The sequence below is a fragment of the Petrocella sp. FN5 genome (assembly GCF_029210395.1).
Lineage (GTDB): Bacteria > Bacillota > Clostridia > Lachnospirales > Vallitaleaceae > Petrocella.
Window position 1 is genome coordinate 1 of record NZ_JARGDP010000127.1, and the last position, 3,149, is coordinate 3,149.

Below are 3,149 nucleotides of genomic sequence, written 5' to 3' on the forward strand. Positions count from 1 at the left end.
GTATCGTATTTTGGCAGAAATTGAAGATGAAAAGGTTCTAATTACAATCATAGAGTTGGGTCACCGCAAAGATATTTATCAGTAACAACCGGAACCAGAGGGACAATTCCTTCGGGTTGTAGCAACCAGAGGGACAGTTCTTGCGGTTTGATGGCGTAACAACCACAGAGATGGTTCTTCTGGTTCAGTGGGGTAACAAAAGTAAATACAGTATAATAGAAATCCGTTAGTCACTAATTGATTAACAAATAATACCAACTTAGTATCTGGACTGTACATGAGGAAACAAAGTACGTATATAGAAAATAAAATATTTCCATTTGCTGAAATGGAAGAGTTGGAATCTGAATTATTTACAAAGGTTAGAAAATTAGCTGGAAATCAGAAACCCAATCATCCAAGGAAGTCCATGGACGACATTGAAATGCTGAAAAGTGCCGGACTATATTTAAGAGATCCCAACACGGGAAAACATGGCATTACACTTGGCGGCATCTTGATTTTTGGGAAAGAAGAATTAATTCATGCAGCTCTTTCGCATCATAGACGGACGCTATTTTGCGAAGGGAGAATTTGGATTGTTACGATGATCGGGATGACATACGGGTGAATCTACTAAGCAGTTATGAAAGATTAATGCAGTTTATTGCGAAGCACCTCAACGATAAGTTTTATCTTGAAGGTGATCAGCGTGTAAGTTTAAGAAACAAGATTTTCCGTGAAGCTATGACTAATTTATTGATACACAGAGAATTCTCAAATCCTTTCCCAGCAAAATTGATCATAGAGAATAATAGGGTTTATATTGAGAATAGCAACAAGCCTCACGGAAATGGCATCATCGACCCAGAAAACTTCTCTCCATATCCAAAGAATCCTACAATTGCTAAATTCTTCAAAGAGATAGGTTGGGTGGATGAACTTGGTTCAGGAGTTAGAAACATATATAAATACAATAAGATATACTCTGGAGCAGATCCTGAATTCATCGAAGGGGAAATATTCAAAACGATAATTCCTTTGACCAACCAAGATACCAACCAAGATACCAAACAAGATACCAACCAAGGTACCAACCAAGGTACCAACCAAGATACAGAGGCTATAAAAATGTTATTAGAATTTTGTAGGACTCCAAGAACAAGGGAAGAAATGCAACATTTTATGAATCTCAATAATAGAGGTCATTTTAGAGTGAAAGTGCTTAATCCTTTGATTAAAGGTGGACTTCTTAAAATGATGTTACCTAATAAACCAACAAGTAAAAATCAAAAATACTATTCCTAGCAACCAGAGGGACAGTTCTTCCGGTGTAGTGGCGTAACAAAAGTTAATAAAAACATCTTTACTGAGAGTGAACTAGAGCGAGTGATAATTTTCTAAGGACTATAGAAAGAAATAAAAGTAGCTTAAAAGAAACAATAGGATTAATTAAGTTATATAATCCTATAGATTTCCTTAGGAAGGAGATGGATATTAATGTTATTGAATGATAAAAGCGGTTTTACAGATAAAGAAATAATTGAAAAAGGGTCTAGAATATTAATTAAGGAACTAGGTTACTCTGGTTTTCTAAGGTTTATAAGACACTCTGAAAATATAAGTAATGAGGACTATGTAAAATTTGGTGATCATGTATTTGAAGAGATGTCTCTAGAAGATATTTATGATGGAGCCACAACCCATTGGGAAAATCGTAAGTAACCAATCAGCAACCAGAGGGACTGTTCCAACCAGAGGGACAGTTCTTCCGGTTTGATGGCGTAACAAAAGTTAATACAATATACGAGAGACTTGTTAGTCATGAATTTGGCTGGTGGGTCTTTTTTTCTTTTTTTATAAATCAAAGAATGAATTAGCAGTTATTTCTTAGTTTAAAAATACAGAAATGACCTTACATTAATTCCCATAAATGTAAATAATTATAAAATAAAACATATTAATAAATAATTTTAACAAATAAAGCTTTACACCTATGCATTTCAAAGTTAAACTTAAAGCAACTTAAAGCAGCCTTAAAGCAACTTAAAGTAATAACCTATAACCAGAGGGAGAGTTTTTCTGGTTATATATCTGCAGTTAGAGTTTAAATCTAAGGGTCTAGGGGGCGTAATTACATGCCAAGAAGAGTTAGAGAGAAAAGTGAAACAAGGGTATATCACATTATATTAAGAGGTGTGAATAAGCAGACGATTTTTGAAGAACGAGAAGATGGAAAAAAATTCTTAAGCACTTTGGCAGAGTATAAAAATGACAGTGGCTATAAGATCTATGCCTATTGTCTAATGAGTAACCACATACATTTGTTAATGAAAGAGGAAAAAGAACCGCTAGAGATCATTATGAGACGTATTGGTGCTAGATTTGTATATTGGTACAATTATAAGTATGAAAGAACAGGTCATTTGTTCCAGGATAGATATAAAAGTGAAGCTGTTGAAGATGAAGCATACCTTATAAACGTTGTGAGATATATCCACCAAAACCCCTTAAAGGCAGGTATTGTAGAGGATATAAAGGACTATAAATGGAGTAGTTATCAAGATTATATGAATAACAAAGGTTTGACAGATACTGATTTTGTGCTTGGTCACTTTGATATGGACCGAGAAAAATCCAAAGTTTTATTTGAGACTTTTCATAAAAAAGAAAGCGAAGTCAAGTGTCTAGAGATTACAGAACGAAGAAGAATCAAAGACAGTGAGGCTATTGGCATTATCAAAGAACTCTGTCATGTCAATCACTGCATGGACCTTCAAAATATCCATAGCCATGAAAGAAATCAAAGCATAAAATTGCTAAAAGATGAAGGATTATCAACAAGACAGATTTCTAGGCTAACGGGAATAAGCAGATATAGCATATTAAAAGCCTAACCAGAAGAACTGTCCCTTCGGTTTTCTGATGATACTATGGAAATTAAAGATGCTGGTGCAAAACAGAGTACCAAGTTTAAAATTGATGATTCATTAAGTGCAGTAAAACCAACAGCGGAAGCATCAAAAGCAACAGCATCAAAATATTCCCTATATTGGAATTACAGCTACTATTATAGTGATAGTAGGATTAACACTTATGGAATGTTCTTTAGTTTAAGTTCAGGCAATACATATGGTAGATGGGCTGCATATAACTCATCTTTAGATTGC

Annotated in this window: 5 protein-coding genes; all 5 read left to right on the forward strand. The window is 34.3% G+C overall.

The window, feature by feature from the left end; translation table 11 throughout:
• The first annotated feature begins 277 nt into the window (after nucleotides 1-277).
• On the forward strand, nucleotides 278-610 hold the full coding sequence (locus tag P0N36_RS14800; RefSeq protein ID WP_275843645.1) for a hypothetical protein: 333 nt from the start codon (nucleotides 278-280) through the stop codon (nucleotides 608-610).
• A complete protein-coding gene (locus P0N36_RS14805; RefSeq protein ID WP_275843646.1) occupies nucleotides 574-1,287 on the forward strand; it encodes a Fic family protein in 714 nt (237 codons plus the stop codon). Before P0N36_RS14800 ends, P0N36_RS14805 begins: the two co-directional genes overlap by 37 nt.
• A gap of 192 nt (nucleotides 1,288-1,479) precedes the next feature.
• Nucleotides 1,480-1,704, forward strand: coding sequence for a hypothetical protein (locus P0N36_RS14810; protein WP_275843648.1), 225 nt, complete (start codon nucleotides 1,480-1,482; stop codon nucleotides 1,702-1,704).
• A gap of 413 nt (nucleotides 1,705-2,117) precedes the next feature.
• Nucleotides 2,118-2,876 carry an REP-associated tyrosine transposase gene (locus P0N36_RS14815; protein ID WP_275843649.1) on the forward strand — a complete coding sequence of 253 codons (759 nt, stop codon included), beginning with the start codon at nucleotides 2,118-2,120 and terminating at the stop codon, nucleotides 2,874-2,876.
• 36 nt (nucleotides 2,877-2,912) lie between these two features.
• Nucleotides 2,913-3,149: hypothetical protein (locus P0N36_RS14820; protein WP_275843650.1), on the forward strand; the 237-nt coding region annotated here is incomplete at its 3' end.

Excerpts from the sequence above, each read along its gene's own strand:
- P0N36_RS14810 (WP_275843648.1), top strand. The coding sequence starts at position 1,480 with ATGTTATTGAATGATAAAAGCGGTTTTACAGATAAAGAAATAATTGAA.
- P0N36_RS14800 (WP_275843645.1), top strand. The coding sequence starts at position 278 with ATGAGGAAACAAAGTACGTATATAGAAAATAAAATATTTCCATTTGCT.
- P0N36_RS14815 (WP_275843649.1), top strand. The coding sequence starts at position 2,118 with ATGCCAAGAAGAGTTAGAGAGAAAAGTGAAACAAGGGTATATCACATT.